Below are 13,643 nucleotides of genomic sequence, written 5' to 3' on the forward strand. Positions count from 1 at the left end.
CCTCACACTTCTCGGTTCATGACGAACGACAGATACATCATATGTCATTGAGAAGATTGAGAGAGATACCGTGCTGATTTCAGTCAATTACCCGATTACATCGGATGTATCTCTGTCAGGGGCGGACGGCGGCCGCGCCCTGGATGCGCTCGAGCAGCGCGATGTTCTGCATCGTGTGCGCCAGAAGCAGCCGGTGATCCAGCGGTGCCCTCTGTCGCACGGCTGCGCTGACACCCTCGATTTCATAGGCGAATCCCGCCGCAGCCGAGTCGACGGTGAAGTGTTCGACGCGGCCGTCGTTCCAGCCGATGGTGAGTTCGGCCGGGCTGTAGATCTCACGCAGCTCCACCCACGCGTTCTCGAACTGCAGCTGGGCAGCCGAAGGGGCGGCGCCCGACGAGTCTGCGGCAAAGCTGCCGCCGAACTGCGCGAAGGACGTGTCGCGGCTGAGCAGCACAGCGGTCGCGAAATCCGTCCCATCGGCGGTGCGCTGCGAGGTGGCGGCTATCGAGGCGGGCTCGTGGAACCCGCTGTCGACTGCCGTGAGGATGGCCAGGGGATACACCAGGCACTCCCAGAGAAAGCTGCCACCGAGTTCAGCCGTCAGGGCGCGATGGCCCCTGGGAACGCCGATCGGCCCCGCGTTCGCCGTGAAGGCCCGCAGCGCGCCCAGCGAACCCGAGTCGACGAGGCCGAGCAACTGGGAGACCAGGGGATTGAACAGCGTCCACATGCCCTCGATCGCCAGCGTCGGGCGATCGCCGAGCTCTTGGGCGATGGTCTCGGCATCGCTCGAGTTCAGCACCAGCGGTTTCTCGACCACAACGTGTTTGCCGTGGCCGATGGCCAGCAGGGCATCATCGCGATGGCGGTGCTGGGGGGTTGCGATGTAGACGGCTTCGATGGCCGGGTCGCTCACCAGTTCTTCGTAGCTCCCATATGCCCTGGCGCCGTCGCGGCCTTCTGTGAAGGCTTCGGCGCGGCCGAGGGAACGGCTGGCCACGGCGCTCAGCGTTGCGACCGAGGAGCGCTCGAGCGCCCCGCTGAACTCGGCGGCGATCATCCCTGTTCCCAGGATGCCCCACCGCACAGGTGCGTCAGTCATTTGGTGTTCTCCGGGTAGCTCACAAAGGCGAATCGAGTCGAATCAGGACTCCAGCTGTTGACGTTCAGGCTGCCCTGGCCGCCGAAGACGCGGGCGACCGTGCGGGGCGAACTCCAGTCGTCGATGTCGACGATCTTGATCTCGACCCAGACGTCGGGTGGATGCCCTTCGGTACCGGGTGGAAAGGAGATGTAGCTCGCGTGCCTGCCATCCGGCGAGATGTGCGGAAACCAGTTGACGTTCTCATCGAAGGTGAGCTGTTCGAGATCCGATCCGTCAGCGCGCATTCTGCCCAGCTGCGCGTGCCCGTCGAACCGTTCGGTGTTGACGTAGAGCCACTCGCCGTCGGGGGAGTATTCGGAGCCGTCGAAGGGCGACACGCCCTCCGTCAGCCGCCGGTAGTCGTCACCGGCCGATGACACAGTGAAGACGTTCGCGTGCGCCCACCAGTTGTCTCCCTCCGGTTCCAGACCGATGAAGGCGAGCCGCTCGCCGTCGGGGCTGACCCCGTGCAAGAAGTGCATCAGCCCGGCGATCTCTGGGTTCCCGGTCACCAGCACCCCCTCACCGCCGGCAAGTGGTGCGCGGTAGATCTGCCAGTCGTTGGCAGAGAGGTAGATGTGTTCGCCATCGGGGTCGAGCACGTGATCGTTGTTCAGGTCAGGAACCCCGCTGAGCTCGACAGCGATGAGATCGCCGTCGAGTCCGAGCCGCCACAGCCCACCGGCACCGTTCAACACGAGACGGCCGTCGCTAGCCCAGTTCGGTGCCTCCAGGAGAAGAGAGTCGCTCCGGTAGATCTCGGTGGTGCGTTCCAGCAGCCGATCGTAGATGCTGACCGCGGTCGATTGTGCGGTGCCAAGTGTTCTCAGGTCCATGTTTCTCTCCCCACTGGCAGCTTCGTTGCCGCGCGGTACGTGTACATCGACGGTAGACGCATTCACTGAAGGCGTTCTACGACCTTCATGTGCTTTTTCAGAGCACAGAAGCAGCGCGTCTTCTGCTCTGAAAAAGTACAGAAGGTGCTTTGAAAGGGCGATAATGCGAGGCTACCTTGTGGTGTGGGCCCGAACCGGCCTTCCCGAAAACTCAAAGAGGAGTAGCAATGAAACACAGCAGAATTCGCTGGGGCGTGGGTGCGGTATCCGCCGGCACAGCCCTGGTCTTCGTTCTCTCTGGTTGTGCCAGCGGGAGCACCCCGCAGGCGTCGAAGGATGCGAACACCTTCAGTGTCATCTACAGCGTGGACAAGATCGACGAGAACCAGACGGCGTACATCAAGTTCATGACGGATGAGGTGGCAGTCCTGAACGCCAAGGGCAAGCACATCACCTTCGAGTCGTACGACGCAAACGGCAGTGTCGACAAGCAGATCTCCGATGTGCAGACGGCGCTTCAGAAGCACCCCGATGTGATGATCTTCTCGGCCGTCGACCCGGCCGGGTCGCTGCCCGCTGTTCAGGCCGCGAAGGATGCGGGGGTGAAGACGATCGACTTCCGCCCCTCCGACCCCGAGCCCGATGTCTACGATGTCGCCTTCGGAGCGAGCGAGAAGGACTACGCAGCGGCAACGACCGACTGGATGAAGAGCCTGCTCGACGCCGACCCCAAACTGACGCTCAATGTCGGACTGATCTACGGGGCTGCGGCGCAGACTCCGCAACTCATCCGAGAAGACGGAGTCAAGGCGTTCGCCACGGCAAACCCTGACCGCGTGAAGATCATCGGCGAACAGTACGGCAACTGGCAGACCGACATCGCCCAGAACACCACCGCCGACTGGCTCCAGTCCCACCCGGAAGTCAACCTCATCTCCGCCGCGAACTCCACGATGGGCCAGGGTGCCTCGAACGCACTCACCACGGCTGGCGTACGCAACAAGGTGCTCGTCTCCGGTTACGACATCAACCAGTCCAGCCTCGACGCAGTCAAGAGCGGCGCGATCGATTTCACGACCGGAGTTCTCGGCCCGGACTACGGCCAGATCATCGATGTGGCAGCCGGCCTGATGGACGGCTCGTTCACCGACAAGGTCTACTCGATCAAGCCGGTCTACTCCGTGACCACCACGAACGTCGATGACGTCATTTCGAAGTTGAAGGGCTGACCCAGCCCCTGAAGCCGGGCCCGGTGTACGACTCCGGGCCCGGCATCTCGTCACACACGAAGGTGAAAACAATGTCTACAACCATGGCCAGTCGCGGGGACTTCATCGTCCAACGTATTCTTCTCGGCAACAAGGCGGCCCTGTTCGCCGTGATCTTCGGGGTCGCCCTCTCGATCGGCAGCCCCTACTTCCTCACGGCGTCGAACCTCGGTTCCCTGCTCGACCAGATCGTCGTCATCTCGATCGTCGCCTTCGGGTTCACGTTCCTCCTTGGTGCGGGCGAGATCGACTTGTCGATCACCGGGGTCGTTCCGCTTGTCGGCGTCATCTCCGCCAAGTCGATGACCGAGTTCGGCTTCCCCGCCTGGGCGGCCGTCCTCGTCGGCATCGTGGTCGGCGCACTCTGCGGGCTCATCAACGCCGCTATCGTGAATCTGTTCGAGCTGCCCGCATTCATCGTGACCTTCGCCGCTGGAGCCGTGTACATCGGTATCACCTACGTCATCACGAACCTCGTTCCCGTCTCGCAGCTCCCTCCCGCCTTCGTCGCAATCGGCCAGGGACGAGTGGGCGTCATCTCGGTGGCCACGCTGATTCTGATTCCCGTTTTCGCGCTGTTCGTGGTCGTGTCTCGTTCCACCGTCTTCGCCCAACATCTCATCGCCATGGCTGTCAGCCCCCAGGCAGTCAGAGTGGCCGGTATCAGCATCCCCTGGATGCGTGTGCGCCTGTTCACCATTGCCGGCGCCTGTTACGGGTTCGCTTCGGTGCTCCTCACGGCACGATCGGCATCCGCACAGATCTCTGCGGGCTCGACCCTCCTGCTGCTCGTCGTCGCAGCGGTCGTCATCGGGGGCACCCCCCTGCTCGGCGGAAAGATCGCAATGGTCGGCACGCTCTTCGGCTGCCTCGTCATCGGCATGATCAGCAACGGCATGAATCTCCTGGGTGTGAACGCCAACTTCCAGATCATCTGGCAGGGTCTGTTGATCCTTCTCGCCCTGTTCATCGATGTGAACTCGACCAAGCTCGCCGCCCGGATGGCAAAACGGCGAATGATGAGAACCCGAGTGGAGATCTGAGAACGATGACTACGACAATCGAGCCCGGCGCAACGCGCGTCGCCGCTGTCAGTATGCGCAACATCGACGTGGCTTTCGGAGGCGTCCATGCGGTGAGGGATGTGTCGATCGACCTGTATTCCGGTGAGGTCGTTGCACTGCTCGGCCACAACGGTGCCGGAAAGTCCACTCTCGTCAGTATTCTGGCCGGGGCGACCATCCGCGACAGCGGCACCATTCTCATCAACGGAGCTGAGGCGCAGATCGACTCTCCCCGCACTGCGCGCGACGCGGGTATCGAGACGATCTTCCAGAATCTTGCGCTCGCAGACAACCTCGATGCCCCATCGAACCTGTTCCTCGGTCGAGAGATGCGAACTTTCGGGTTCTTTCGCAAGAAAAAGGCGATGGCTGCCGCCGCGGCGGAGGTGCTCCAGCGCATCAATCCACGCTTCAAGAACCTCGACGACCAGGTGCGCAACCTCTCCGGGGGCCAGAGGCAGTCGATCGCCATCGCCCGAGCGGTGTACTTCAATGCCCGGGTCATCATCTTCGACGAACCGACCGCGGCCCTGGGGCCTGCGGAATCGAAGCTGTTCCAGGAACTGGTGACCCGCCTGAAGTCAGAGGGTGTTGCCATTCTGATCATCAGCCACGACATCCACGAAGTCTTCGAGCTCGCAGACAAGCTGGTCGTCATGACCGACGGCAAGGTCGTCGGCCGGCTCAACACGGCAGAAGCCACCAAGCAGCAGGTACTCTCGATGATCATCCTGGGTGGTTCTGACGATGGGGATTCCGACGCCGCGAAGTCGTTGGTGGAGTCACTCCTGTGAACACAGGGGTGCCGTCACTGAACATCGGGATGGTCGGGCATGCGTTCATGGGTGCAGCCCACAGTCACGCGTGGCGCAACGCCGCGAGGGTCTTCGACTTGCCGCTCGAGCCGCGAATGGTGGCCGTGGCCGGTACCTCCCCTGAGCGCACCGCAGCTGCTGCACAGCGGCTGGGCTGGTCCGAGGCAGTCACCGACTGGCGTGAACTGATCGAGCGTGACGATATCGACGTCATCGACATCTGTACTCCCAGTGACACTCACCGTGAGATCGCCGTCGCTGCACTTGCAGCAGGCAAGCACGTGCTGTGCGAGAAGCCCCTGGCCAATTCGCTGGCTGAGGCCGACGAGATGGCTGAAGCGGCGCGAAAGGCGGCCGAGCTCGGAATCTGGGCGTCGTGTGGCTTCACGTATCGCCGCCAGCCGGCGGTGGCATTGGCCCGCCAGCTCATCCAGGATGGCTCGCTGGGAACGATCCGCCACGTGCGCGTGACCTATCTGCAGGACTGGCTGAGCAACGAGAAGGCGGAGCACAGTTGGCGCCTGGACGCCAGTCGCTCGGGCTCTGGTGCGCTGGGTGACCTCGGCGCCCACGCAATCGATCTTGCGCAGTGGGTGCTGGGCGAGAAGATCACGACGCTGAGCGCTCGAACGCGAATCTTCGTGGATGCCAGGCCCTCGGCCGGCAGCGGAAACCTCGAGCCGGTGACCGTCGACGATGCCGCCTTCGTTCTCGCAGAGTTCTCCGATGGCGTGATCGGCACGATCGAGGCCAGCCGGTATGCGTTGGGCCGCAAGAATGCCTTCGGGTTCGAGATCAACGGATCGAACGGTTCAGTGGCCTGGGAATTCGAGCGCAACAACGAGCTCCAGCGGTATGACGGCGGCGCTGACCCACGAAGCGCTGGTTTCACCCGCGTGCTCGTGACAGAACCATCCCACCCCTATCTCCAGAACTGGTGGCCCGCTGGGCACACCCTGGGGTACGACCATGCCTTCGTGAACCAGGCGGCCGATTTTGTGACGTCGATCTGCGCGGGCCTCCAGCCCACCCCGTCGTTCGCTGACGCCGCCTATGTTCAGCGTGTTCTCTCGGCCGTACAGCTGAGCGAGAACTCCCACCAGTGGCAAGCAGTGTGACTTGCCGAGAAATGAGGAACAGAAATGAATGAATCCGACGACGGCTTCGAGCCGCTCTTCAACGGACACGATCTCAGTGGCTGGGTCGTCCAGCCCCGGCAGTACGGCCCGGTCTATCCCGGTGGCCCTGACGTGACCGAGGTCCTCACGGTCTTCCCCTCGAACTACAACGAACTCGCTGCCGAGCATCCGGCGGCCTGGACAGTCGAAGACGGCACCATTGTCGGTCGGCAGGATGCCCCCGGAAGTGGCTGGGGCGGATATCTCGTCACCGAGGAGAAATATGGCGACTTCGAGCTGCGCCTCGAGATGAAGCCCGACTGGCCGGCCGACACAGGCGTCATGATCCGCAGGCGCTTCGACTCGTGGGATGGACTCCAGGTGCTCGTCGATCACCGCCAGTCCGGCTCGATCGGAGGCTTCTTCGGCAATGGACTCGGCAGTTTCCATGCCGTTCCCTTCGCGCTGACCGCGAAGTTCGACGAATCCGGGACTGCTGTCGCCTTGAAAGAAGACGACCCTGAAACGTCTGTCGAACCATTCGAGCAGAGCAAGGCCGACATGCTCGACTTTGCCGGAGATGTGACCGCTTTCCTCGACGCCTGGAAGTGGAACGACTGGAATTCGCTCACCATCCGGTGCGTGGGAGAGATTCCCAGGGTCACGACGTGGGTGAACGGAGTCAAGGTCGCCGAAATAGACCTCGCGACTCTCGAAGCGCCCGACTATGTCGCTGGCGACGTGGCCGAACTTCTCGGCTCGAGTGGTCACATCGCTCTCGAGGTGCACGACAACGACCCCATGCTGGGCGATGGCCGTTGGGCTCCGGGGGCTGCATGCCGGTGGCGTGATTTGCGCATCAAGTCGTTGTGACCGAGACTGGCCCCGCCGATGGGCGAGAATTGGCCAGGGTAACCAGTATTCAAGGGAAGACGATGACGTCACTCAGACTCTCCGCACCGCTCCTTTCTGCGCGGATCGACTCCGAACTGCTGGCCAGCACGCTGGCGAAACTGCTCGGAAGCGGAAACGCCGCATGCAAGGCAGACCTCGTGCGTGTCACTGGGCTGTCGCGGACCACTGTCGACACGGGCATCCGGTTGCTTCTCGAACACTCCGTCATCAGACGGGCCGGATTCCGCCAGACATCGGGGCGCGGTCGTTCGGCTGAGCTGCTCGAACTCAGCCCGGATTACGGCTACGTGCTGGTCGCCGACTGCAGTGCCCACATGGCCCAGCTGGGAGTGTTCGATCTCAACCAGAAGGAACTCAGTTCGAGTTCTGTGCGATACGAACTGAGTGAGGGGCCCCAGAAGGTCCTGGGTGCGATCGTCGCCGAATTCCTGCGTCTGCTCGACGAGCTCCCGCACTCGGCCGTCGTCACGGTGATGGGACTGCCGGGGCCGGTCGACAACAGGTCAGGCACCGTGGTGCGCCCACCCATCATGCCCGGCTGGGACGGCTTCCCGATTGCTCAGTTCGTGGGCACAGCCCTTGAGTGCCAGGTCGTGCTCGAGAACGACGTCAACCTGAGGGCCCTGGGCGAAGCGAGGGCTATCGGCCCCCTTTCCGGCCCCCTGCTGTATGTGAAGGTGAGTACGGGAATCGGGGCGGGGATCGTCACCGCGAATGGTGAACTGATGCACGGTGCCGACGGCTCGGCGGGTGACATCGGGCACATCAAGCTCGCGTCCCAGGATCGCCCCTGTGTCTGCGGGAACAATGGTTGCCTCGAGGCGGTGGCCTCGGCCGCTGCACTGACGCGCCGGATGATCGGAGCCCCGTACACCGCGGCAGTCGACGGTGCCGACATCGACCGGTTGCTGGAGAGGATCAACGCTGGCGACCCGGAGGCGCTTGCGAACCTGAAGGAGGCAGCCCAGTACGTGGGCGAGGCGATCGCGAATCTCGTCCATGTGCTGAATCCGTCCCGGATTGTGATCGGGGGCATGCTGGCCAACGCCGGCGACGACCTCCTGGCCACTGTTCGGGGCATCGTCTACCAACGGGCTCTGCCCTTGGCGACGCGCGAGCTCACTGTCGGCAAACCCCTTCTCGGGGTTCGTTCGGGCATGGCCGGCGGCCTCATCACCGGTATCGAACGAGCTCTCAGCCCCGACTCATTGAACGCCCACATCAATCTGGGCAAAGGATTGGAAAACATCGCATGACCGTTATCGCCATCAACCCCCTTCCGTGGTTCCTCGGACCGCACGGCGAGCCCCTGCTCACTCCGGAAAGCCTCGATGAGGCACTCGGCGTGCTCGTGCGCGCCGGTTTCGGTGCCGTGAGCATCGCCATCCCCGAGGGCATGAGCCCTTCGGACTACCTCGCGGCACTCGCCACGCAGACTGTCGTCCCGGCGGCGGGTTACTTCGGTGCCGACCTGCACGATGAGGCAACCCGCGACTCGGTCGTCGAGGCCGCCGTGCTGCACGCGCGACAGCATCGCGAACTGGGCGTGACCCAGACCTTCATCGCCTCGAACCTCTCGCCCGAACGGATCCTGCTGCCAGCGCAGGGGGCTCTTGCCGATCCGGTGCGCACAGCTGTCATCGCAGAGACGGTGGGCCAGGTCATGCGCGCAATGGCTGACGAAGGCGTCACGGCGTGCCTGCACCCACACGTGGGGAGCTGGATCGAGACCGAGGAGGAGATCGACCAGGTCATGGCTGCCGTTCCCGAACTGCGGTTCGGCCCCGACACCGGCCACCTGTTCTGGGCGGGCATGGATCCGGCCCGGGTGATGCAGCGCTACAGCGGCCGCCTGGGAGGGGTCCACATCAAAGACGCCTCGCTCGACGCGATGAAACGTGCTCTGGATGCCCGGCTCGACTACTTCGATGCAGCACAGCTCCACGTCTGGACGGAGCTCGGCGAGGGTGACGTCGACCTGGTGGCGGCCCTTGCCACCGTGCCCGACGATTTCGACGGATGGCTGGTGGTCGAAGTCGACGTGCCGAGTGCGCCCACGGCGGAGGAGTCGACCCTCGCTTCAGGCGAATGGATCCGCCGGAACGTGGCCGTGCTGCCCGACGCAGAGGAGACCCCGAGCCATGTCTGACTCCCTCGCGCTGCCCGGGCAGCCCCCGGTCACCCTCTTCACCGGCCAGTGGGCCGACCTTCCCTTTGAGGAGGTCTGCCGCCTCGCCGCCTCCTGGGGGTACGACGGTCTTGAGATCGCAGCCTCGGGAGATCACCTCGACCTTCTGAGGGCCGAGGAAGACCCGTCGTACCTGCAGGGCAGGCTCGACATTCTCGACCGGCACGGGCTCAGTGTGCACGCAATCTCCAACCATCTCACCGGTCAGGCCATCTGCGACGACCCCATCGACTTCAGGCACCAGGCGATTGTGCGCCCCTACACCTGGGGTGACGGTGAGCCCGAAGGCGTACGCCAACGGGCGGCCGAAGATATGAAACGTGCCGCTCGCGTGGCGCGGCGATTGGGTGCTGACGTCGTGACCGGTTTCACCGGGTCGAAGATCTGGCCGTATGTCGCCCAGTTCCCACCCGTGCCGCAGAGCGTGATCGACGACGGTTATGCCGATTTCGCGACGAGGTGGAACCCGATCCTCGATGTCTTCGACTCGGAGGGCGTGCGTTACGCCCACGAAGTGCATCCCTCCGAGATCGCCTACGATCACTGGACGCTTCTCGCGACACTGGATGCCATCGACCACCGGCACGCCTTCGGTGTCAACTGGGACCCGTCGCACATGCTGTGGCAGCAGATCGACGTCGTTGCCTTCATCTGGGAGTTTCGCGACAGGATCTGTCACGTGGACTGCAAAGACACCAGGCTGCGTCGCCCCGATGGTCGCAACGGTGTGCTCGGTTCTCACCTGCCGTGGGGCGACCCGCGCCGGGGCTGGGACTTCGTGTCGACGGGCCACGGCGATGTTCCGTGGGAGGACTCCTTCCGCGCCCTTCGTTCGATCGGCTATTCGGGCCCGATCTCCATCGAATGGGAAGACGCCGGGATGGACCGGATGCGCGGTGCCGCCGAGGCGATCGGTTTTGTTCGCGGGCTGCTGTGGGAACGACCATCGAGCAGTTTCGACAGCGCCTTCAGCCAGCAGTGACTCTCGCCTTCTCGCCCCCCGTCACGCTGGCAGTCGCCGGCGTGCGTGCGCCCACCTCCCGTCGAACGAAGGACGTCCGTTCATGATCTCGATCCAACTGTGGACTCTGCGTGCAGAGATCGCCGAGCGCGGACTGGGCGGTGTCGTCGACGAACTCGCCTCGGTCGGCTTCGCCCACGTCGAACCGTTCCAGATCGCCACCTGCGCAGCCGAGCTGGCTCCGGCCCTTGTGCGCAACGGGATGACCGCGCCCACCGTGCACGGCGACCTGCTCGGTGACGCCCTCGCGGCCTCGCTCGATGCCGCGGCCGCGGTCGGCGCTGGGCTGCTGATGCACCCCGCGTTCCTCGCCGACTACTGGAATACGCCCGACGGCACCGAGCGCGTTTCCGACGTTCTCAACCGGGCGGCCGAAGCGGCGATCCCGTACGGGATCCGGGTCGCCTTCCACAATCACGACGACGAGCTGAAGTCCATGGTCGATGGTAGGCCGGCGCTGGTGTCGTTGATGGACCTTCTCAGCCCGACGGCGGGCGTCGAGTTCGACCCCTATTGGACCACGATCGCCGGCGCCGACGTGCTGGACACGATCGATGCCCTCGGCGAACACCTCTTCGCGTTGCACCTCAAAGACGGCCCCCTCGTCGGGCGAAACGAGGACCAGGTGGCGGTCGGCGACGGCGAGATCGACCTGGCGGCGGTGCTCGCGGCCGTCGACTCGTCGGTGCCGCGGGTGATCTCGCTCGACCTGATTCAGACCGACCCGTTCACGGCCGTCGTGCGCAGCAAGAACTGGCTTGACCGCGCCGAAGCTTGACAGGAGGGGCGCCGAAGATGCCAGACTTCTGGCATCTCGACGAAAGGCGCACTGTGATCGACAGAACCCGTTTGGCAGCACTCTACGCCAGGGAACAGGCATCCTTCGTCAGTGCGCACCCGCGATCGGCCCGGGCCTACGCCGACGCGAACCACCTCTTCGGCCAGGTGCCGATGACCTGGATGAACAAGAAGGCCGGCGCCTACCCCATCTACCTCGACCGGGCGCTCGGCAATCGCGTGTGGGATCTCGACGGCTTCGAGTACATCGACTTCGCGCTCGGTGACACCGGCGCGATGGCCGGCCACTCGCCTGCGGCAACGGTCGCGGCGGTTCAGCACCGGGCATCCGATCTCGGTGGCATCACGACGATGCTGCCCACCGAAGACGCCGAGTGGGTGGGCGCCGAGCTGACCCGCCGCTTCGGCCTCGACCGCTGGAGCTTCGCTCTGACGGCGACGGATGCGAATCGCTGGGCGATTCGACTCGTGCGAGCCATCACCGGGCGGCCGAAGATCCTCTTCAACAGCTACTGCTACCACGGCAGCGTCGACGAATCCCTGATCGTGGTCGGCCCCGACGGCGAAGGAATGTCGCGACCCGGCAACGTGGGCGAGCCGGTCGACGTCACCGTCACCTCGCGCGTCGCCGAGTTCAACGACCTCGAGGGCCTCGAGCGCCAGCTCGCGCACGGCGACGTCGCAGCGGTGCTCATGGAGCCCGCGCTCACCAACATCGGCATCGTCTTGCCCGAACCGGGGTACCTCGAGGGCGTGCGCGAGTTGACCCGCAAGTACGGCACGCTGCTGATCAACGACGAGACACACACCTTCTCGGCGGGGCCGGGCGGCGCGACCCGCCTGTGGAACCTCGAACCCGACATCCTGGTGATCGGCAAGTCGATCGGCGGAGGTATTCCGATCGGGGCATATGGCCTGAGTGCCGAGTTCGCGGCCTCCGCGCTCGCCCGCACCGACCTCGACCTCATCGACATGGGCGGAGTCGGCGGAACGCTCGCCGGCAACCCACTCTCGATGGCGGCCGCGCGGGCGACCCTCGAGAATGTGCTCACCGACGAGGCGTTCGAGCACATGATCGCGACCGCGACTCTCTTCACCGAGGGCGTACAGGCAGCCATCGACCGTTTCGGACTGCCGTGGTCGGTCAGCCAGCTCGGTGCCCGCACCGAGTACCGCTTCTCGAACCCGGCCCCGCGCGACGGTACGGAGTCGAACGCAGCCGCCGACGGTGAACTCGAAGACTTCCTGCACCTCTACCTGTTGAACCGCGGTATCCTCCTCACGCCGTTCCACAACATGGCGCTCATGTCGCCGGTGACGACGGCCGCCGATGTCGTCGCCCACCACGTGATCTTCGAACAGGCCCTCGGCGAACTGCTCGGCTCCTAGGCGCGCCGGTTCGACGGGTGTCGGCCGGGCGAACTAGTCTTCGATCACCATGGATGCCCTGCTCGAAGCCACGCGGCCGCTGACGACCAGCTACTTTCCGCGCAGCCCGCTGAATCTGCGGCAGACGGTGGGCCCCCTCCTGCGTGGCCTCGGCGACCCGACCATGAGACTGACACCCAACGGGTTCTGGCGCGTCATGCGCACGCCGCTGGGTCCGGCGACCCTGCACGTCGAATCAGGGCAGAGCAGAATCATCGCCACGGCCTGGGGTGAAGGTGCTGAGTGGGCTCTGGATGCCCTGCCGGCCCTCCTCGGCGCGGCCGACGACTGGTCGGGCCTGGACCTGTCGGGGGTTCCGCCGCTCGCCGAGGTGCGCCGCCAGCACCAGGGAATGTGGCTGACGAAGACCTCGCTGGTGTTCGAATCGCTGGTTCCGACCATCCTGGAGCAGAAGGTCACGACCGTCGAGGCGCGACGGGCCTGGCGCTACCTGCTCGCACGGTTCGGTGAGGTGCCCCCGGGTCCCGCGCCTGCAGGGATGCGGGTGCAGCCGAGCGCAAGGGGCTGGGCGTTGGTGCCGTCGTGGGAGTGGCACCGTGCTGGTGTCGGCCCCGACCGTTCGCGCGCTATCGTCACCGCGGCCGCCGTCGCCGATGCGCTCGACCGACTCGCCGCACCGACGGGCTCGGCGTCCACCTTCGCTCCGGGCGAGGTGCTCACAATCGTTCTCGAGAAGCTGCAGTCGGTGCGCGGGGTGGGGCCGTGGACGGCTGCGGAGACGAGCCAACGCTCGCACGGTCATCCGGATGCCGTCAGCGTCGGGGACTTTCACCTCGCGGCCCACGTGGGCTGGGTGCTGATCGGCAAGCCGGTCGACGACGACGGCATGCTCGAACTGCTCGAGCCGTGGCGGGGTCACCGTCAGCGCGTCGTGCGACTTCTGCTCGCGAGCGGGGTCGCGAAGCCGCGGTTCGGGCCGCGTGCCACCATCGCCGACCATCGCTGGCACTGACCCCTGCCGCTGACCCGGTCGTTCCGGGCAGGTCAATGCAGGAATGATGGCGGGAGAATGCAGCCCAGTCGG

The 13,643-nt window shown here is 64.8% G+C and carries 13 protein-coding genes; 11 read left to right on the forward strand and 2 right to left on the reverse strand.

Going from position 1 to position 13,643, the window contains the following annotated elements; all coding sequences use genetic code 11:
* Positions 1–115 precede the first annotated feature (115 nt).
* Positions 116–1,105, reverse strand: coding sequence for a Gfo/Idh/MocA family protein (locus JOE66_RS00565; protein WP_205106228.1), 990 nt, complete (start codon positions 1,103–1,105; stop codon positions 116–118).
* Positions 1,102–1,983 carry a TolB family protein gene (locus JOE66_RS00570; protein WP_205106229.1) on the reverse strand — a complete coding sequence of 294 codons (882 nt, stop codon included), beginning with the start codon at positions 1,981–1,983 and terminating at the stop codon, positions 1,102–1,104. The genes JOE66_RS00565 and JOE66_RS00570 overlap by 4 nt, the downstream gene beginning before the upstream one ends.
* Positions 1,984–2,210: 227 nt before the next feature.
* Between JOE66_RS00570 and JOE66_RS00575 the strand changes: the two genes are divergently transcribed.
* The 11 genes from JOE66_RS00575 (at position 2,211) to JOE66_RS00625 (ending at position 13,571) form a co-directional block, all read left to right on the forward strand.
* Positions 2,211–3,212 (forward strand): sugar ABC transporter substrate-binding protein, encoded by a 1,002-nt coding sequence (locus tag JOE66_RS00575; protein ID WP_205106230.1) that lies wholly within the window; start codon positions 2,211–2,213, stop codon positions 3,210–3,212.
* Between the two features lie 71 nt (positions 3,213–3,283).
* Positions 3,284–4,294, forward strand: a complete 1,011-nt coding sequence (locus tag JOE66_RS00580) for an ABC transporter permease (protein ID WP_205106231.1) — start codon at positions 3,284–3,286, stop codon at positions 4,292–4,294.
* Between the two features lie 5 nt (positions 4,295–4,299).
* Positions 4,300–5,109, forward strand: a complete 810-nt coding sequence (locus tag JOE66_RS00585; RefSeq protein ID WP_205106232.1) for an ATP-binding cassette domain-containing protein — start codon at positions 4,300–4,302, stop codon at positions 5,107–5,109.
* Between the two features lie 29 nt (positions 5,110–5,138).
* Positions 5,139–6,248, forward strand: a complete 1,110-nt coding sequence (locus tag JOE66_RS00590) for a Gfo/Idh/MocA family protein (protein ID WP_239518372.1) — start codon at positions 5,139–5,141, stop codon at positions 6,246–6,248.
* 24 nt (positions 6,249–6,272) lie between these two features.
* The gene (locus JOE66_RS00595; RefSeq protein WP_205106234.1) at positions 6,273–7,121 is read left to right on the forward strand and encodes a 3-keto-disaccharide hydrolase; all 849 of its coding nucleotides are present in this window, start codon (positions 6,273–6,275) and stop codon (positions 7,119–7,121) included.
* Between the two features lie 62 nt (positions 7,122–7,183).
* Positions 7,184–8,419, forward strand: coding sequence for an ROK family protein (locus tag JOE66_RS00600; protein ID WP_205106235.1), 1,236 nt, complete (start codon positions 7,184–7,186; stop codon positions 8,417–8,419).
* Complete coding sequence (locus JOE66_RS00605) at positions 8,416–9,312, forward strand: sugar phosphate isomerase/epimerase family protein (RefSeq protein ID WP_205106236.1); 897 nt, start codon at positions 8,416–8,418, stop codon at positions 9,310–9,312. Before JOE66_RS00600 ends, JOE66_RS00605 begins: the two co-directional genes overlap by 4 nt.
* Entirely contained in the window at positions 9,305–10,333 is a 1,029-nt protein-coding gene (locus tag JOE66_RS00610; protein ID WP_205106237.1) for a sugar phosphate isomerase/epimerase family protein, read from the forward strand. The genes JOE66_RS00605 and JOE66_RS00610 overlap by 8 nt, the downstream gene beginning before the upstream one ends.
* A gap of 82 nt (positions 10,334–10,415) precedes the next feature.
* Entirely contained in the window at positions 10,416–11,150 is a 735-nt protein-coding gene (locus JOE66_RS00615) for a sugar phosphate isomerase/epimerase family protein (protein ID WP_205106238.1), read from the forward strand.
* A gap of 53 nt (positions 11,151–11,203) precedes the next feature.
* Positions 11,204–12,559, forward strand: coding sequence for a transaminase (locus tag JOE66_RS00620; RefSeq protein ID WP_307826981.1), 1,356 nt, complete (start codon positions 11,204–11,206; stop codon positions 12,557–12,559).
* Between the two features lie 49 nt (positions 12,560–12,608).
* A complete protein-coding gene (locus JOE66_RS00625; protein WP_205106240.1) occupies positions 12,609–13,571 on the forward strand; it encodes a DNA-3-methyladenine glycosylase family protein in 963 nt (320 codons plus the stop codon).
* The last annotated feature ends 72 nt before the right edge of the window (positions 13,572–13,643 follow it).

This window comes from Subtercola frigoramans, assembly GCF_016907385.1.
GTDB lineage: Bacteria > Actinomycetota > Actinomycetes > Actinomycetales > Microbacteriaceae > Subtercola > Subtercola frigoramans.

Bases quoted from the DNA above. Each gene is read 5' to 3' on its own strand.
- JOE66_RS00575 (WP_205106230.1), top strand. From the start codon at position 2,211: ATGAAACACAGCAGAATTCGCTGGGGCGTGGGTGCGGTATCCGCCGGC.
- JOE66_RS00600 (WP_205106235.1), top strand. From the start codon at position 7,184: ATGACGTCACTCAGACTCTCCGCACCGCTCCTTTCTGCGCGGATCGAC.
- JOE66_RS00615 (WP_205106238.1), top strand. From the start codon at position 10,416: ATGATCTCGATCCAACTGTGGACTCTGCGTGCAGAGATCGCCGAGCGC.
- JOE66_RS00625 (WP_205106240.1), top strand. From the start codon at position 12,609: ATGGATGCCCTGCTCGAAGCCACGCGGCCGCTGACGACCAGCTACTTT.
- JOE66_RS00610 (WP_205106237.1), top strand. From the start codon at position 9,305: ATGTCTGACTCCCTCGCGCTGCCCGGGCAGCCCCCGGTCACCCTCTTC.
- JOE66_RS00585 (WP_205106232.1), top strand. From the start codon at position 4,300: ATGACTACGACAATCGAGCCCGGCGCAACGCGCGTCGCCGCTGTCAGT.
- JOE66_RS00570 (WP_205106229.1), bottom strand. From the start codon at position 1,983: ATGGACCTGAGAACACTTGGCACCGCACAATCGACCGCGGTCAGCATC.
- JOE66_RS00595 (WP_205106234.1), top strand. From the start codon at position 6,273: ATGAATGAATCCGACGACGGCTTCGAGCCGCTCTTCAACGGACACGAT.
- JOE66_RS00590 (WP_239518372.1), top strand. From the start codon at position 5,139: ATGGTCGGGCATGCGTTCATGGGTGCAGCCCACAGTCACGCGTGGCGC.
- JOE66_RS00605 (WP_205106236.1), top strand. From the start codon at position 8,416: ATGACCGTTATCGCCATCAACCCCCTTCCGTGGTTCCTCGGACCGCAC.
- JOE66_RS00565 (WP_205106228.1), bottom strand. From the start codon at position 1,105: ATGACTGACGCACCTGTGCGGTGGGGCATCCTGGGAACAGGGATGATC.
- JOE66_RS00580 (WP_205106231.1), top strand. From the start codon at position 3,284: ATGTCTACAACCATGGCCAGTCGCGGGGACTTCATCGTCCAACGTATT.